18 protein-coding genes are annotated in these 14,106 nt (G+C 52.0%); 8 read left to right on the plus strand and 10 right to left on the minus strand.

Annotated features, from left to right (window positions below; all coding sequences use genetic code 11):
• Positions 1 to 30: 30 nt before the first annotated feature.
• From lptB to AB1N33_RS12920, 6 genes are read right to left on the minus strand one after another with little or no spacing between them, the layout of a single operon-like run.
• Entirely contained in the window at positions 31 to 756 is a 726-nt protein-coding gene (gene lptB / locus AB1N33_RS12895; protein ID WP_411271972.1) for an LPS export ABC transporter ATP-binding protein, read from the minus strand.
• A 2-nt stretch (positions 757 to 758) separates the two neighbouring features.
• Entirely contained in the window at positions 759 to 1,346 is a 588-nt protein-coding gene (lptA, locus tag AB1N33_RS12900) for a lipopolysaccharide transport periplasmic protein LptA (RefSeq protein WP_411271973.1), read from the minus strand.
• Positions 1,300 to 1,878 (minus strand): LPS export ABC transporter periplasmic protein LptC, encoded by a 579-nt coding sequence (lptC, locus tag AB1N33_RS12905; protein ID WP_411271974.1) that lies wholly within the window; start codon positions 1,876 to 1,878, stop codon positions 1,300 to 1,302. Before lptC ends, lptA begins: the two co-directional genes overlap by 47 nt.
• Positions 1,875 to 2,432 (minus strand): 3-deoxy-manno-octulosonate-8-phosphatase KdsC, encoded by a 558-nt coding sequence (gene kdsC / locus AB1N33_RS12910; RefSeq protein WP_411271975.1) that lies wholly within the window; start codon positions 2,430 to 2,432, stop codon positions 1,875 to 1,877. Before kdsC ends, lptC begins: the two co-directional genes overlap by 4 nt.
• The gene (locus AB1N33_RS12915; protein WP_411271976.1) at positions 2,432 to 3,409 is read right to left on the minus strand and encodes a KpsF/GutQ family sugar-phosphate isomerase; all 978 of its coding nucleotides are present in this window, start codon (positions 3,407 to 3,409) and stop codon (positions 2,432 to 2,434) included. The genes kdsC and AB1N33_RS12915 overlap by 1 nt, the downstream gene beginning before the upstream one ends.
• A complete protein-coding gene (locus AB1N33_RS12920; RefSeq protein WP_411271977.1) occupies positions 3,409 to 4,365 on the minus strand; it encodes a calcium/sodium antiporter in 957 nt (318 codons plus the stop codon). Before AB1N33_RS12920 ends, AB1N33_RS12915 begins: the two co-directional genes overlap by 1 nt.
• 292 nt (positions 4,366 to 4,657) lie before the next feature.
• On the opposite strand from AB1N33_RS12920, the gene AB1N33_RS12925 reads away from it, so the two are divergent.
• The 8 genes from AB1N33_RS12925 to AB1N33_RS12960 all read left to right on the plus strand — a co-directional run bounded on the left by AB1N33_RS12925 (position 4,658) and on the right by AB1N33_RS12960 (position 9,874).
• Positions 4,658 to 5,458: an ATP-binding cassette domain-containing protein gene (locus AB1N33_RS12925; RefSeq protein WP_411271978.1), complete on the plus strand. Its 801-nt coding sequence runs from the start codon at positions 4,658 to 4,660 to the stop codon at positions 5,456 to 5,458.
• Positions 5,455 to 6,231, plus strand: a complete 777-nt coding sequence (gene mlaE, locus AB1N33_RS12930; RefSeq protein WP_411271979.1) for a lipid asymmetry maintenance ABC transporter permease subunit MlaE — start codon at positions 5,455 to 5,457, stop codon at positions 6,229 to 6,231. Before AB1N33_RS12925 ends, mlaE begins: the two co-directional genes overlap by 4 nt.
• 8 nt (positions 6,232 to 6,239) lie before the next feature.
• Positions 6,240 to 6,713, plus strand: coding sequence for an outer membrane lipid asymmetry maintenance protein MlaD (mlaD, locus tag AB1N33_RS12935; RefSeq protein ID WP_411271980.1), 474 nt, complete (start codon positions 6,240 to 6,242; stop codon positions 6,711 to 6,713).
• 79 nt (positions 6,714 to 6,792) lie between these two features.
• The gene (locus AB1N33_RS12940; RefSeq protein ID WP_411271981.1) at positions 6,793 to 7,452 is read left to right on the plus strand and encodes an MlaC/ttg2D family ABC transporter substrate-binding protein; all 660 of its coding nucleotides are present in this window, start codon (positions 6,793 to 6,795) and stop codon (positions 7,450 to 7,452) included.
• The gene (locus AB1N33_RS12945) at positions 7,449 to 7,754 is read left to right on the plus strand and encodes an STAS domain-containing protein (RefSeq protein ID WP_411271982.1); all 306 of its coding nucleotides are present in this window, start codon (positions 7,449 to 7,451) and stop codon (positions 7,752 to 7,754) included. The genes AB1N33_RS12940 and AB1N33_RS12945 overlap by 4 nt, the downstream gene beginning before the upstream one ends.
• 29 nt (positions 7,755 to 7,783) lie before the next feature.
• The gene (locus tag AB1N33_RS12950) at positions 7,784 to 8,041 is read left to right on the plus strand and encodes a BolA family protein (protein WP_411271983.1); all 258 of its coding nucleotides are present in this window, start codon (positions 7,784 to 7,786) and stop codon (positions 8,039 to 8,041) included.
• Between the two features lie 20 nt (positions 8,042 to 8,061).
• Entirely contained in the window at positions 8,062 to 9,324 is a 1,263-nt protein-coding gene (gene murA / locus AB1N33_RS12955; RefSeq protein ID WP_411271984.1) for a UDP-N-acetylglucosamine 1-carboxyvinyltransferase, read from the plus strand.
• A gap of 154 nt (positions 9,325 to 9,478) precedes the next feature.
• Positions 9,479 to 9,874 (plus strand): DUF3718 domain-containing protein, encoded by a 396-nt coding sequence (locus AB1N33_RS12960; protein ID WP_411271985.1) that lies wholly within the window; start codon positions 9,479 to 9,481, stop codon positions 9,872 to 9,874.
• 70 nt (positions 9,875 to 9,944) lie between these two features.
• On the opposite strand, the gene AB1N33_RS12965 is transcribed toward AB1N33_RS12960, so the two are convergent.
• The 4 genes from AB1N33_RS12965 to AB1N33_RS12980 all read right to left on the minus strand — a co-directional run bounded on the left by AB1N33_RS12965 (position 9,945) and on the right by AB1N33_RS12980 (position 13,983).
• Entirely contained in the window at positions 9,945 to 10,745 is an 801-nt protein-coding gene (locus tag AB1N33_RS12965; RefSeq protein ID WP_411271986.1) for an esterase/lipase family protein, read from the minus strand.
• Positions 10,746 to 10,814: 69 nt separating this feature from the next.
• On the minus strand, positions 10,815 to 11,906 hold the full coding sequence (locus AB1N33_RS12970) for a trypsin-like peptidase domain-containing protein (RefSeq protein WP_411271987.1): 1,092 nt from the start codon (positions 11,904 to 11,906) through the stop codon (positions 10,815 to 10,817).
• A 191-nt stretch (positions 11,907 to 12,097) separates the two neighbouring features.
• On the minus strand, positions 12,098 to 13,462 hold the full coding sequence (locus AB1N33_RS12975; RefSeq protein ID WP_411271988.1) for a DegQ family serine endoprotease: 1,365 nt from the start codon (positions 13,460 to 13,462) through the stop codon (positions 12,098 to 12,100).
• A 74-nt stretch (positions 13,463 to 13,536) separates the two neighbouring features.
• Positions 13,537 to 13,983: a ZapG family protein gene (locus AB1N33_RS12980; RefSeq protein ID WP_411271989.1), complete on the minus strand. Its 447-nt coding sequence runs from the start codon at positions 13,981 to 13,983 to the stop codon at positions 13,537 to 13,539.
• Positions 13,984 to 14,106 lie beyond the last annotated feature (123 nt).

Consider the following 14,106-nt stretch of genomic DNA (forward strand, 5'->3'; position numbering starts at 1 on the left):
GCCGTGGCACGATGACATCTGACAACTTAACTATAGCCTGAATTGTTCGCCAAGGTATACATCCCTGACCTGTTGATTACTCAGTACCTCTTCGGCGGTGCCCTGTGCGATTAGCTCTCCGTGACTCACAATGTAGGCTTTCTCACAGACATCCAGCGTTTCCCTGACGTTGTGATCGGTGATTAGGATACCGATACCCCTGTCCCGCAGGTGCTGGATGATCTTCTTTATATCATTAACGGAGATGGGATCAACACCCGCAAATGGCTCGTCCAGCAAAATAAATTTCGGGTTGGCGGCCAGCGCTCTGGCTATTTCTACCCGGCGACGTTCACCGCCTGACAGGCTCATCCCCGTGCTGTTACGAATATGATTGATATTGAACTCATCCAGCAGCGCATCCGCCTCAGCTTCCTGTCCGTTTTTATCCAAATCCTTGCGGGTCTGGAGGATTGCCATAATGTTTTCGAGCACCGTCAGCTTTCTGAAAATAGACGCTTCCTGCGGTAAATAGCCTATACCGAGTCGGGCACGCTCGTGCATGGGAAGGTGGGTGAGTACTTCGTCGTCAATGTGGATTTGGCCTTTATCAAGCGGAACCAAACCTACAATCATGTAAAATGTTGTGGTTTTTCCTGCACCGTTCGGACCCAGTAAGCCCACAATCTGGCCAGTCGACACCGACAGGCTCACATCTCTGACGACCTGGCGGGCTTTATACGATTTCGCCAGACTTTGTGCGGTCAGGGTTGCCATAATTATTGCTGGTCCTTCTGCTGGTTCTGGTCGTCGTCTTTTTTATCTTCCCCGTCTTTCTTGTCATCGCGGGTCAGCTTTTTTATCGCCTGGGGACGGAATACGGTGGTCACGCGGCCATCGCTGTTGCCCGTGGCCAGCAACTGCTCTTTGGCCATGTCATAGGTAATTTTGTCGCCCTGAACCATGCTGGTATCCTGCTGTAACTCGGCATTGCCCTCCAGCGAAATCGTGCGTTTTATCACCTCGTAACGGATCTCTCTCGCTGTCGCTCTGACCTGCGTGCCGTCCTCCATTTTTTGTGAATAGCTGGCCGGATTGCCGCGTGCGACAAAGACTTCTCTGCCATCTCCTTCGGTCGCAATCACCTCAACCTCATCGGCATCGATAACCAGTGTGCCCTGCGTTATGCGGACATCGTCCTTAAACAGGGATGTTTTGTTTTTGCCGTCAACAAACTGCGACTTGGAATCGACTTTTATTGGTTTGCTAAAGTCGCTTTCACCGGCAAGTGTGACACCGGTAGCGGCCAGAACAACGACACTAATTGCCGGGAGAATAAACCGTTTGAACATGATCAATGAGCTCATATTGTTGTGACTGAAGATCGGCTTTAAATCCGTTGCTGGAAATCACATACCGTGACCCCATAATTTCAACGGGCTGATCAGACGTCATTTTTTTACTATCAAGGTTAATTTCAATAAATTCGGTACGAATGGTCTGCACGAAATTGTCGTTAGCCTGACTGGAAATGGTCACGTCGGAATCTAACTGAATGACATCGTTATTGTACAGCGTACCCTCTTTCGCGGTCACCAGCCAGGGTGACTGTCCCTCACCTGTGTAAACGGTGTAACGTGGCCGGCTGAAGAGCACAAAACCCAGTTGATCATAGTGCTCCATTCGGGCGGCAAAAACCTGATGATTGAGGTTACCGTCTTCATCATAAATGGTGGTCATCAGGTTTGTGGCCCGGTATGCCGGGTTTAACGCATCAATCTTCGATGATTTTTGCGGTGCGGGTTGTTCTTCCATCCAGGTCGGGATATACAGCAACACGGCGAGCACAAACAGTGCCGAAATACTGAATGTCAGCCGGCTGTTGGCAGAGTGCATCATACACTCGCTCCCTGAATGCCGTGGAGCTGATTTCTTGCCTGCAGGAGGGTATCGCAGACCTCACGCACGGCGCCAAACCCACCAGGAAGTGTGGTTACCCAGTTTGCCTGTGCGATAACGGCCGGGTGAGCGTCGTTAACCGCGATACGTACGCCGGCAAGGGCATACATCCCGGTATCAGGCATGTCATCTCCTATCACAGCCACCTGTGAGGCGCTCAGTGACAGGGTGTTACATAATGCGGTGAGCGCGGTGTGCTTATCTTCTTCACCCTGAATGATATGGGCAACGTTGAGGGCCTGCATGCGGTTCTGCACAATGGCCGACTTACGGCCCGTGATGACAGCGACCTCAACGCCATTTTTCACCAGCGCTTTCACGCCGTAACCATCGCGGGTATGAAAGGCTTTGAGTTCTTCGCCGTCGTTGCCAAGGTAAATGCGCCCGTCAGAAAACACGCCATCAACGTCACAAACCAGTAAGCGAATGTCCGCCAGTGCGGAAAAAAACGACGCATCCATATCGGTATAAAGTGTACGGATAGTAGCTGACATTACAGTACCCCCGCCCTTAACAGCATATGCATATTAAACGCACCCACCGGGCAGCGATGCTCATCAACCACCATCAGTGCACTGATATTGTAGGTTTCCATCAGGTTCAGTGCCTCCACGGCAAGAGCGTCGGCAAACGTCGTTTTGCCGCCCTTGGTCATCACATCTTCAACGCGGGTGGTATGGATATCGACACGGGCATCAAGAATGCGCCTGAGATCGCCGTCGGTGAATACACCAATCAGATGATGGTTCTGGTCGATAATGCCGGTCATCCCCAGCCCTTTGCGGGAAATTTCCAGTAATGCGTCGGCAACCAGTGCGTCCGTGCCAACCAGCGGTAATGCGTCGCCGGTGAGCATGATATCAGCGACCTTCAACAGCAGCTTGCGACCCAGACTACCGCCCGGATGCGACAATGCGAAATCATCTGATGTAAAGCCTTTATGGTCGAGAAGGGCAATAGCCAGCGCATCGCCCATTACCAGGGTTGCCGTGGTGCTGGAGGTAGGAGCCAGACCCAGTGAACAGGCTTCTTTTTCAACACTGATATTAACGACGACATCGGCATGCTGACCCAATGAACTGGAACGGCTGTTGGTCATGGCAATGACCGGGACATTCAGCCGCTTTACAACAGGCAGAACATTCAGCAATTCCGCGGTTTCTCCTGAATTAGAAATGGCCAGCAGCACGTCGTCTTTTGCGAGCATACCCAAATCGCCATGGTTAGCTTCACCGGGATGCATGAAGAACGCCGGAGTGCCGGTACTGGCCAGCGTGGCGGCAATTTTGTTACCAATATGGCCGGATTTTCCCATGCCACTGACAACGACTTTGCCTTTACAGGTGTAAAGCAGTTCGCAGGCCCTGACGAAGTCGTCATCCAGGTGATTAACCAGCGCGGCAATTGCCTTATTTTCGATGTCGATGACTCGCTTCGCTGAGTCGATAAATGAGACAGAATCTTGCGTCATTAGCCAAACAACCAAAATTGATAACCGATAAAGCCTGATAACAGAATAGCGCCTTCCAGCCGCGAAATCTGTCGTTTGCCGGTTAAGTTAAAACTGAACAGGAACATCAGCAGCGTGAACCCCAGCATGACGTACATATCCCGACCGTAGGCATCCGGGTCGAGAGCGCCGGGCGCGAGCAGACCGGGCATACCCAGCACGGCCAGCAGGTTGAAAATATTCGAGCCAATGATGTTGCCCAGTGCCAGGTCATCCTCACCTTTGAGCACGCCAGCGATACTCGCAGCCAGTTCAGGCAGGCTGGTGCCAAGAGCGATAATCGTCAGACCAATCACCAGGTCGGATACGCCGAAATAGCGGGCAATAAACACCGCAGAGTCCACCAGATAGTTGGCGCTCAGCGGTAACAAGATCAGGCCAATACCAATCCACAGCAGGGCCGCACTATTGGATACATTTTTTGGAATTTCGTCGGCGGTCTCGCTGATTAGCGGGTCTTCTTTGTCCACCTGAAGTGACAGCCAGGCCATCATGGCCAGTACAAAGATAAACAGCATGAACAGGATCATACCTTCATAATTTGCCAGGACCCCATCATGCATAAACCACATGGCGATGCCGGTTATCACAACCAGGGCAGGAAGCTCTCGCTTGAGCGTGGTGGAAGACACCCACAGGGGCTTAACCAGCGCAGTGATACCCAGTACCAACGCAACATTGGTAATGTTTGAACCAAGGGCATTACCCACGGCGGTATTCATGTTGCCATTCAGCGACGCTATGGCCGACACGACAATCTCAGGAGCCGATGAGCCCATGGCGACGATGGTCAGTCCAATCATCATAGGTGAAACGCCAATATTCTTTGCCAGCGCAGACGCGCCATAGACAAAACGATCGGCACTCCAGCTCAGTACCACAAGCCCGACAATGAAAATGATGATTTGAGTTAGCACAACGTAGAAATCTGGTGAATTTCAGGGGATTGTCGCAAAAAGCAATCCATTTTCCCATGCTTTTCGGTATCAAACTTGCAGATGCGCTGATTGGAAGCAGATTTTGAACTTGCGTCGGTTCATCATCCGTTTTTTTAGAACATAAGTTGTAACGTTTTGATTTTGGTTCGTCGCTTGAAAAAGCGTAAAATAGCGCAACATTAACCGCAAGCATGACAATCAGCCTGCCCTGAAGCGCCCAAGGATCGTCATGGCGATTCTCGTCAGCAACCCCGGAAAAGAAGCAGAGTGTATGGATAACTTAGTCGAAATTGACAATATGACGTTCAGTCGTGGAGAGCGCATCATCTATGATGATATTTCGATCAGAGTACCCAAAGGCAAAATCACGGCAGTCATGGGACCCAGCGGCATCGGTAAAACCACCCTGCTTAAACTCATCGGAGGACAACTGACACCCGACAACGGGGATATTCGTTTTGACGGTCAGTCCATTGTTAACATGGGACGTGGCCCGCTTTACAAGATTCGTCGACGTATGAGTATGCTGTTTCAGAGCGGGGCACTGTTCACTGACATGAGTGTGTTTGACAACGTGGCCTTCCCGTTACGTGAACATACCGCGTTAAGCGAAGATGTCATCGCGACAATTGTTGCGTTAAAACTGCAGGCGGTGGGGCTGCGTGGCGCTGCGCAACTGATGCCCAGCGAACTGTCAGGAGGCATGGCACGACGCGCCGCACTGGCTCGCGCTATTGCACTCGACCCTGATTTGATTATGTACGATGAACCGTTTGCCGGGCAGGACCCTATATCAATGGGCGTTCTGGTGAAACTTATCAGAGCGCTTAACGATGCGCTGGATTTGACCAGTATCGTTGTGACTCACGACGTTAAGGAAGTGCTTACCATCGCGGACTATATCTACATTTTGGCAGATAAGCGGGTTATCGGTGAAGGTACCAGTGAGCAGATCCGTAACAGCGAGTCTGAACTGGTTCAGCAGTTTCTCAAAGGAGAGGCAGACGGTCCGGTACCTTTCCACTATAATGCGCCGCCCCTTGAACGCAGTTTGTTTGGAGAGGCGCCATGAATATGATTGCTACGATTGGTGCAAAGACCCTGGCGCGAGTGGTTGCGGCGGGGCGTGCAGGCCTGATGTTGTGGGGCGCACTGTTTGCCGTACCGCGGCTTAAGAATGTGTCGTTAACAATACGACAGCTTTATGTCGTAGGCGTGCAGTCGCTGCTTATCATCATTGTGTCCGGGCTGTTTATCGGCATGGTCATGGCGCTGCAGGGCTACACTATTCTGGTTGATTATGGGGCCGAGGCCAGTCTGGGACCGATGGTCGCCTTATCGCTGCTACGTGAGTTGGGACCGGTTGTCACGGCACTGTTGTTTGCCGGACGAGCGGGCTCCGCGCTGACGGCAGAAATTGGCCTGATGAAAGCGACAGAGCAGCTCAGCAGTCTGGAAATGATGGCGGTCGATCCACTACGTCGCATCGTCGCGCCGCGGTTCTGGGCGGGCATGATGGCCATGCCATCACTGGCGCTGATTTTTAGTGCGGTGGGGATACTTGGCGGCCACCTGGTTGGTGTTGACTGGCTGGGTGTTGATGCCGGCAGTTACTGGTCGGTGATGCAGTCTACTGTGGAATGGGACAAAGATGTGGTCAACGGAATTATTAAAAGCCTCGTTTTTGCCCTGGTTGTGACCTGGATTGCCATATTTAAGGGCTATGATTCCATTCCCACATCGGAAGGGATCAGTAAAGCCACAACCGAAACCGTTGTTTTCTCATCATTAGCTGTCTTAGGGCTGGATTTCATACTGACCGCCCTGATGTTTGGAATCGAGTAGAGGATAGGATGAATAAATACAAAACCGAAATGCTGGTAGGGGTTTTCGTGATTCTGACGATTGGCGCCTTGTTGTTACTGGCGCTACGGGTGGCCGACCAGACGATGACCAGCGAGGGCGAAACCTACACACTGTTTGCGAAGTTCGACAATATTGGCAGTTTGAAAACGCGTTCTGCGGTAAAGCTGGGTGGTGTGACGATCGGTCGGGTCGAATCGATTACGCTGGATAAAGACGACTTCACGCCGGTGGTGGAACTGAGCATCATGTCGAAATACACCGGTTTTCCGGAAACCAGCTCAGTCTCTATTCTGACCGCAGGACTGTTAGGTGAACAATACGTAGGCTTCCAGCCTGGCTTCAGCTTTGACGGCATCGCTGAGTTAAAAGACGGGGATTATCTGCAGGATACGAAGTCAGCACTGGTGCTGGAGGACCTGATTGGTCAGTTTTTATTCAGTCGGTCCGAGGGTGAAAACTAAACCGTGTCAGCACGGTCTTAATGACATACGCAAAAGTGATAGCGTGCCGCGTATGAATGTGGAATCTGTTAGGAGAAAAATGTTGAAAACGCTGAAGGTGTTTATTGGATTGTTTCTTTTCGCTGTTTCAGGCCTGGCCAGTGCCGATGAAATTAACAGCGAGAATCCGTATGAGCTGGTACACGATGTCGCCATGAAGACGTTTGATCGTATCAAGGCTAACCAAGACGCTATCAAGCAGGATCCTGAAATGCTTCGTACCATCATGGAAGAGGAACTGGTACCGCACATAGACTATCAGTTTGCTGCGTTCATGGTGCTGGGTAAGCATTTCAAATCGGTGCCAAAAGACAAGCTGGCTGAGTACGTGACGGTATTCAGACAATATCTGATCACGACCTATGCCAGTGCGATGGGGTATTACGACAATCAGACAGTGGTGTTTGAGCCGGAAGCAGAGTTTGAGGACAAGCGTTCGGTGACGGTAAGAGCCATTGTTAAGGACCCGACCCGTCCGGAGATAAAAATTGCGTTCAAAGTGCGCAAAGACAACCGTACTGAGCAGTGGAAAGCATATGACATGGTGGCCGAAGGGATCAGCATGTTAAACAGCAAGCGCAGCGAATTCGAATCTATCCTTCGTCAGGACGGTATCGACGCGGTGATTGGTCTGATGAAAGATAAGATTACTCAGCCGATTGAGCTGAAAACACAGCAAAGCGGAGAAACGGCAGAGTGAGCCTGTTCGATGTCAACACACACGGGGTGACCTTTCATGGTAACCTTGACCGTGAAACCCTGACCAAAAACTGGTGGCTGTTACTGACACCGGGTCAGCAGAAAACCTTACGTGGTGCATCAGAATGTGTGTTTGACCTCAGTGATGTCGAGCGGGTGGACAGCGCGGGACTGGCCTGGCTAATCAATGCAATTCGCGATGCGCGCCAGGCTGGCATCCGGATTACGCTGCAGGAACCGCCCGAAAAACTGATTAAGCTGGCAAAAATCAGTGACGTTGATACTCTGTTGCCACTACAGTAATCATTTTCAGATAATCAATTCGGGATTGTATGGATTTTTCAGACATTGAAGCCCTCTTAAAAGACGCCTTGTCACTTGACGAGGTGCATGTCCGTGGAGACGGTTCGCACTTTACCATTATTGCTGTCAGTGACAGCTTTAACGAAATGAGCCGGGTAAAACGTCAGCAGGCAGTTTATGCGCCGCTGGCAGATAAAATCGCCGACGGTTCAATGCATGCGATATCAATTAAAACGTTTTCAGTGAAAGACTGGGAACGGGAACGTATGTTCCACCTGCCTCAGTAGTCACGCGGAAAGCTTTAGTTGTGGATAAATTAGTCATAAAAAAGAGCCCGCCTCTGGCTGGCTCGGTACGTATTTCAGGTGCGAAAAACGCCGCATTGCCTTTGCTGATGACCAGCTTGCTGACTGACCATCAGTGCCGGTACAGCAATGTGCCGCAGTTACGTGATATCAACACCACCGTCGCGCTGCTGAGTGAGCTCGGCGTCAGCGTCGATCGCCCTGATAAAAATGTCGTGTTACTGAACGCAGGACACCTGAAAAGTGTTACGGCATCGTATGAGCTGGTTCGTACTATGCGTGCCTCCATTCTTGTGCTGGGGCCGCTGCTGGCAAAACACGGTAAGGCAAATGTGTCTTTACCGGGCGGCTGTGCTATTGGTGCCAGACCGGTTAATTTGCACCTGTCCGGACTGGAACGTATGGGTGCAACCATTGAGGTTGATGAAGGGTACATTCGTGCCAGCGTCAATGGCCGTCTCAAAGGTGCCAGGATTTTCATGGACATGGTCAGTGTCGGGGCGACGGAAAACCTGATGATGGCAGCGGCGCTGGCAGACGGTAAAACGACGCTGGAAAATGCCGCCCGCGAACCTGAAATTGTGGATCTGGCTAACTGCCTTAATCAGATGGGCGCAAAAATCACCGGTGCCGGAACTGACAGCATTCATATTGAAGGGGTCAGTGAGCTCAAAGGCTGTGATTATCGTGTACTCCCGGACCGTATCGAAACGGGCACGTTTCTGGTCGCGGCGGCGGTCAGTGGTGGCAAAGTCCGTTGTACGGACGCCGCACCGGACACCCTTGACGCTGTGCTGGATAAACTGGAACAGGCAGGTGCCCATATCACCACCGGGGATGACTGGATTGAACTGGACATGCAGGGCAAACGTCCCAAAGCGGTCAGCGTGAAAACCGCACCGCACCCTGCTTTCCCAACGGATATGCAGGCCCAGTTTGTTACGCTGAACTGCATGGCTGAGGGAACCGGTGTTATTACAGAAACCATTTTCGAAAACCGCTTTATGCATGTGCCGGAACTGCAGCGTATGGGCGCGGAAATTGCGCTCGAGGCAAACAGCGCCGTCTCGAAAGGTAACTCGAAGCTGAAAGGCGCGCCGGTGATGGCAACCGACCTCAGAGCGTCAGCCAGTCTGGTTATTGCTGGTCTCATTGCCGAGGGTGAAACCCACGTTAACCGCATTTATCACCTGGATCGCGGTTATGAATCCATTGAGGAAAAGCTGCGGGGACTGGGTGCGGTGATAGACCGGGTTAAAGAATAACCAGAATTAAGGAGGCATTCGCCTCCTTTTTTTGTGCGTAAACGTTTGTTATAGATTTATATACTTTCGTATAGTTGTTGTTATTTTAACCAATATCAAAAATGCGTTTAATACTTTCGACCAATGTTGATAACCCAAATGAGAGTATTTAACCATGTTGAAAATTGTTAAAACTTCACTGATTGTAACCGCCGCATCTTTTGCTTTCTCTTTTTCTGCCAGCGCTGACATTAACGAAGCACTGGCCAATATCTGCACCATCGTGCAGGCCGATGACAAGGGTGAGCTGCGCAAAAAGCTGCGTGCTGTTGAGTCTGACTACCGTCTGAAGCTGCATGATTACTACACCGGTATTTCTTGCGACGGACAGAGTCTGATCCGCACCGCGATTCAGAGCAACGCCGTTGAAGTAGGCACGCTGCTGGTTAAGAAAATGCCAAGCCGTGACCTGCAGGCGCCGGAGAAAGACGGCAAAACCTTACAGGCATGGATTGCAGAGCAGGGTCTGGCAGATAACCCGATTGCTGCAGAACTGAATTCACGTATCTAAGCGATAATGACAGTCGTAGTAAACAGCGCCCCGTCAAGGGGCGTTGTTGTTTTATAACAAACAATAACAATTAAACGTCTTCTTCACAGTATGCCACCAGTGCAGACAGCACTAGTTGAAACGCAGAACTGGCAATGCCCATGCCCATATGAGGGATATCATGGTGACAGTAGGTAACCGTTGTGTCACGGTTATCGACGCTGGCAGATAAATCGACTATGCCATCAGTGGGGCTGACAATCGCCGTGACCGGACAGGTCAGCGGCATCGCCTGCTTTCGCCGTTCAACCTCCTGTTCAATCCAGTCCAGGTCCACGCCGCGCCGGGCAAGGTAGGGGGCTGCAGAGGTATATTTGGGACCGCCGTTAATGGGTGAACCCAGCGTGACAACTTTTTCTACGCAGTCAGGACAGGTTCGGGCGACCTCACGGGCAATCGTGCCTCCCAGACTCCAGCCAACCAGCAGCACTTTTTCTCCCAGCGTTGCATTTAGCGACTGCACGCGCTCGGTCATCCTGTCAGTCAGATACAGCACGCCGGTCTCGCCGCGGTAGGGCTTGGGAGGTGAGCATGACCAGGACAATGTGGTGGGATCATAATGATGATCAAGGCCGGCTTTATTGACGCCCAGTCCCCAGCCGATAGCATTAAATCCATGGCGGTTGAGAAAATGGCGCAGCGGAAACATTACACCGTCACCGGCACCGAAGCCCGGCAGGACAATCACAGTCTGGTTATTGCCTGCACTCTGGCGCTTTTTAAGCGTCAGCGCAGACAGTCTGACAGGTAAGGTTATCAGGTCGCCGAGCGCACGTAATTCCAGCAGGCTGAGATAACGTGGTGGACGGGTAAGTGGGTGCGGGTATGCCATGCTCTGCTCCGTTCAGCTACCCGGTTAATACGGTCTGGGCAGGCTCAAGCGATCGCAGGTTTGGGGAAATTAATTCGTTCGTGGTTGCTGAAAGTCGGGAATACCCAGTTCGGCAACCACCACTTTCATGGTGAGTAAGTCGCCACCCCGGCTGACTTCCAGCTCCAGTTCGGTACCCGGGTCGGTTTCGGCAATCATATCCAGGGTTTTTGATGCACTCTCCAGACGGATCCCATCGATGGCGAGCAGGATATCGCCAGCCCGCAGACCGGCTTTGTCAGCCGGACTGTTATTGGCCACAGCAGTCACTTCAATACCGGGGCGTCCGCGATATTCACTGCCAATAAACCCAAGTTGCCCGCGCGTGACTTTGCCGTTGGTGATAATTTCGTCCATCACGCGTTTGGCCAGTTCATACGGCACCGCAAAGTTGATGCCGTCTACGTTACGCACCCGGTTGCGTGCGTCTCTGACCTGAAAATTCGCGTTGGTGATGCCAAGCAGAAATCCGTTAGAGTCGACCAGAGCCCCCCCGGAATTACCCTGATTCAATACGGCGTCGGTCTGGATAAAATCAACATAGTTTGACAGGCCGTTGCGCCCGGCCCGACTAACGATACCGTGCGTGATAGTCTGTCCTAAATCAAAGGGGTTACCAATCGCCATGACGACATCGCCGACATGAATATCCGGTTCCTGTACCTGGGGGATCACATGGAGATTGTCAGCGGTGACTTTGAGTACGGCGAGGTCGGTAAGCTGATCGGTACCAACAATTTGTGCTTCCAGCACACGACCATCCTGTACTGCAACAAAAATACTGTCTGCATTTTCTACCACGTGGTGGCAGGTCAGGATGTAACCATTTTCGGTCATAATGACACCGGAGCCGAGGCTGGCACGTTCCCGCGGCTGGTTTCTGAAAAGGCCGGTGTCGGTTTCTATACTGACACTGTAGATGTTGACGACAGCAGGTGCACTGCGGCTTAGTGCTGCAAAATAGGTTTCTCGTGTTGCGCTAACGGATGCCGGTCTGAACCAGCCATCGTTAAACCCGGCGCCACTGCGCAGATCAGGGATAATTACCAGGATGAGCGCTGCTACCACCAGCCCGAGCAGGGCCGACTTGGCCAAAAACCAGAAAAACTGTTTCGCTGCCACAATTCACACTTATTTATCATTGCCTCTTGTTCTTTTCACAATGATAAAGAGGCGAAATTGAAGTCCAATGGGTAAAAGCATAACACTGAAAGCCACTTACACCAATTTCCCATAACGATGTCAGGGGAATCTGCCAGCAGGGGGAGTAAAATAAAACGACGCCCGCAGGCGCCGTCTTTTATTTTTTAGGGTTAGCGGATAACCAGATACAGGGTTGAGTTACCGCGTCGTACGTTCAGGGCGATGACACCCGTCGCGTCGTCAAGGGCTGCGCGGAATTCGGTAACCGTAGTGACACGCTGACGGTTAACACCAATGATCACGTCTTCAGGCTGCAGGCCGATACGTGCTGCTGGACTTCCGCGCTCCAGTTCCGACACTTCAACACCGGCGTTGCCACTGGCGTCCTCGCCGTTGGTCAGTGTTGCCCCTTCCAGAGCCGGGTGGATTTCAGCGGCGGTGACGGTGCTTTGGGTGGCATCGTCAAGTACCACATCCACGTCAATGCTGTCGCCTTTACGCATCAGCGTCAGCGTGACCTTAGCACCGGCGCCCATGCTGGCAATACGTGCACGCAGTTCCTGGAAGCTATGGAGCTCGCGACCATTAACGGCAGTGATAATATCACCCGCCTGCAGACCGGCTTTATCTGCGGCCGAGTCTGGCTGTACTTCGCTGACGAACGCACCCAGATTGACCTCGGCATTCATCGCTTCAGCCAGTCCCGCGTCAACGTCACTCCCCAGGATACCGAGCAGGCCACGACGTACCTCGCCGTATTCTACAATCTGGTCAACCAGGTTTTTCATCATGTTGCTTGGAATCGCGAAGCCGATACCCACGTTGCCACCGTTAGGACCGAAAATCGCGGTATTGATACCGACCAGTTCACCACGCAGGTTAACCAGAGCGCCCCCTGAGTTCCCGCGGTTAATCGCGGCGTCGGTCTGGATGAAGTCCTCAAAGCCACCGATATTCAGGCCAGAACGACCCAGTGCACTGACGATACCAGAGGTGACGGTTTGTGACAGACCGAACGGGTTACCGATGGCAACCACAAAGTCGCCCACACGCAGTTTGTCTGAATCGGCAAGCGGCAGTGCGGTAAGATCTTCGGCGTCAATTTTAATCAGTGCCACATCACTTTGTTCGTCCGCGCCCAGCTTCTTAGCCTTAAATTCACGGCCGTCGGTGAGTTTGACAGTAATTTCATCGGCATTGTCGACCACGTGGTTGTTGGTGACGACATAGCCTTTCTCCGCGTCGATAATCACGCCAGAGCCGAGTCCGCGGAAAGGGCGCTCCTGAAGCTGCTCCTGCGGGCCGCCAAAGAAATAGCGAAACATTTCCGGTACCCGCTGGCGTGACGTCTGGGTGCCTTCTACGGCAATACTCACGACCGCCGGTGTGGCCTCTTCCAGCATCGGTGCCAGCGAAGGCACGTTGTCTTTATCATCGTTGAAAAAGGGCAGTGCCGCGTTCACGGAAACGCTCATCCCCAGTGAACTGACAATGACACCTGCGGCGATAGCCCATTGACGAAATGTTTTATTCATTCTCGCTTACACTCCTCATGCAACTTGCGATTTTATCAATGTTCACAGATGACTCGCGCGGACGAAAAAAGTTCCTATGACGACTTTTTGTCTGCGGCGGGCTGTTCGGATTTGCCGACGAAAAGACCAGAACCCGAGTTGGCGAAGTCACGCGGCTGGGTCTCAGCCACACGCGTGATGCGGTTATTTTCCTTGCCTTTCAGGTTGTTGCGCAGGTAGCTGGTGGCCTGTTCGCCAAAGAAATGGACTTTGGGTGCGTCGCCCTCAGTGGTCTGAGACAGCAGTGACTCATACTCGTCCAGCTGATAGCGCAACGAGTTACACTGGCTCTCAATCGCACTCAGTGACTGTCGGGTCTGATGCAAATGGTGTTCAGCCTGCTGGGCCAGCATTTCTTTCAGGTTTTTTTCAGCGGCCTCAATGGCCTGCTTTGAATTAGGCTGGGTGTAAACGTAACGGGCTACAAAAAAGCCAATGATCAGGCCAACGGCAAGTAGTGCCAGAGGAATTAATACGTCCATTCAGATCTCCGGATATCCGACAATTAATTGGTATAGTGAGCGTGTCTGCACACGCACTAATGACAACCTTTACACTGACTATAGCAATGGCTGTACATTTTATCGCGTTCCCTGTGCCATTAT

This window comes from Alteromonas nitratireducens (assembly GCF_040812025.1).
Lineage (GTDB): Bacteria > Pseudomonadota > Gammaproteobacteria > Enterobacterales > Alteromonadaceae > Alteromonas > Alteromonas nitratireducens.

What these genes read in the sequence shown, in the direction of transcription:
- lptB (WP_411271972.1), bottom strand. Translation starts at nt 756, where the DNA reads ATGGCAACCCTGACCGCACAAAGTCTGGCGAAATCGTATAAAGCCCGC.
- lptA (WP_411271973.1), bottom strand. Translation starts at nt 1,346, where the DNA reads ATGAGCTCATTGATCATGTTCAAACGGTTTATTCTCCCGGCAATTAGT.
- lptC (WP_411271974.1), bottom strand. Translation starts at nt 1,878, where the DNA reads ATGATGCACTCTGCCAACAGCCGGCTGACATTCAGTATTTCGGCACTG.
- kdsC (WP_411271975.1), bottom strand. Translation starts at nt 2,432, where the DNA reads ATGTCAGCTACTATCCGTACACTTTATACCGATATGGATGCGTCGTTT.
- AB1N33_RS12915 (WP_411271976.1), bottom strand. Translation starts at nt 3,409, where the DNA reads ATGACGCAAGATTCTGTCTCATTTATCGACTCAGCGAAGCGAGTCATC.
- AB1N33_RS12925 (WP_411271978.1), top strand. Translation starts at nt 4,658, where the DNA reads ATGGATAACTTAGTCGAAATTGACAATATGACGTTCAGTCGTGGAGAG.
- mlaE (WP_411271979.1), top strand. Translation starts at nt 5,455, where the DNA reads ATGAATATGATTGCTACGATTGGTGCAAAGACCCTGGCGCGAGTGGTT.
- mlaD (WP_411271980.1), top strand. Translation starts at nt 6,240, where the DNA reads ATGAATAAATACAAAACCGAAATGCTGGTAGGGGTTTTCGTGATTCTG.
- AB1N33_RS12940 (WP_411271981.1), top strand. Translation starts at nt 6,793, where the DNA reads ATGTTGAAAACGCTGAAGGTGTTTATTGGATTGTTTCTTTTCGCTGTT.
- AB1N33_RS12950 (WP_411271983.1), top strand. Translation starts at nt 7,784, where the DNA reads ATGGATTTTTCAGACATTGAAGCCCTCTTAAAAGACGCCTTGTCACTT.
- AB1N33_RS12960 (WP_411271985.1), top strand. Translation starts at nt 9,479, where the DNA reads ATGTTGAAAATTGTTAAAACTTCACTGATTGTAACCGCCGCATCTTTT.
- AB1N33_RS12965 (WP_411271986.1), bottom strand. Translation starts at nt 10,745, where the DNA reads ATGGCATACCCGCACCCACTTACCCGTCCACCACGTTATCTCAGCCTG.
- AB1N33_RS12975 (WP_411271988.1), bottom strand. Translation starts at nt 13,462, where the DNA reads ATGAATAAAACATTTCGTCAATGGGCTATCGCCGCAGGTGTCATTGTC.
- AB1N33_RS12980 (WP_411271989.1), bottom strand. Translation starts at nt 13,983, where the DNA reads ATGGACGTATTAATTCCTCTGGCACTACTTGCCGTTGGCCTGATCATT.